3 protein-coding genes are annotated in these 721 nt (G+C 75.3%); all 3 read left to right on the forward strand.

Annotated elements, in window-relative coordinates; genetic code table 11:
* On the forward strand, positions 1-237 hold a 237-nt coding region (locus NET02_RS16340), incomplete at its 5' end, for a hypothetical protein (RefSeq protein WP_284058495.1).
* Positions 230-442, forward strand: coding sequence for a hypothetical protein (locus NET02_RS16345; RefSeq protein ID WP_284058496.1), 213 nt, complete (start codon positions 230-232; stop codon positions 440-442). The genes NET02_RS16340 and NET02_RS16345, both read left to right, overlap by 8 nt.
* A 1-nt stretch (position 443) precedes the next feature.
* A complete protein-coding gene (locus NET02_RS16350) occupies positions 444-659 on the forward strand; it encodes a hypothetical protein (protein WP_284058497.1) in 216 nt (71 codons plus the stop codon).
* The last annotated feature ends 62 nt before the right edge of the window (positions 660-721 follow it).

Raw genomic sequence — 721 nt, forward strand, 5'->3', positions numbered from 1 at the left:
CGCCTGCCGGCGGACGTCTCGGTGGTGACCACCGAGCAGGTCGGCGCGGTCACCGTCCGCGTGGTGACTGACGGCGTCCAGCATGCGTGGGAGCTCCGCGGGCCTGACGGCAGCGTGCTGGTCGAGTCGCAGCCGGCGCCGATCACCGCCGAGCAGGCCGAGCGCGAGGCGTTCGTGGCCGCCTCGGCGGCGGCGCTCCGCTTCGGGGCGCTGGGAGAGGAGGCGCGCCATGCCTGAGCTGACCGCCGCGCTGCTCCGCGCCTACAGCCACTTCGCCTGCCGAGGGTACCGGGACGCCGGCCTGCTCCTGGCGGCCGCTGTCCGTGACGACCGCGCCTTCGCCCGAGCCGCGCTCGAGGCCTTCCTGGCCGACCGCGAGCTCGCCGGCGAGGACGCTACGGTGGCGATCAGCGTCGTGGACGCCCTGGACGAGGAGGCCTAGCATGCGCCTGGCGTCGCTCCAGCCGCCGCGCTGCCGCCGCTGCGGCGCTCTGGTCAGCGCTGGCGAGGCGCTCTGCTACCGCTGCCGCGAAGGCCTCCGCCTGCTCCTGATCGCCACCGCCGAGCCAGCGGTCAGCCAGGGCGTGACGGTCGAGCAGCTGGTCGAGCGGCTCCACAGCGCCGTGCTCGGCTACCTGGGATGGGAGAACGTGCGATGAGCCGCCGCGTGATCAGCGACTGCCGCCGCTACCGGCCGCTGCCCGGCGCCGAGACCTGGCCG

The organism is Thermalbibacter longus (assembly GCF_023806485.1).
In the GTDB taxonomy this organism is placed as follows: Bacteria; Chloroflexota; Chloroflexia; order Thermomicrobiales; family Thermomicrobiaceae; genus Thermalbibacter; species Thermalbibacter longus.

Excerpts from the sequence above, each read along its gene's own strand:
- NET02_RS16345 (WP_284058496.1), top strand. The coding sequence starts at position 230 with ATGCCTGAGCTGACCGCCGCGCTGCTCCGCGCCTACAGCCACTTCGCC.
- NET02_RS16350 (WP_284058497.1), top strand. The coding sequence starts at position 444 with ATGCGCCTGGCGTCGCTCCAGCCGCCGCGCTGCCGCCGCTGCGGCGCT.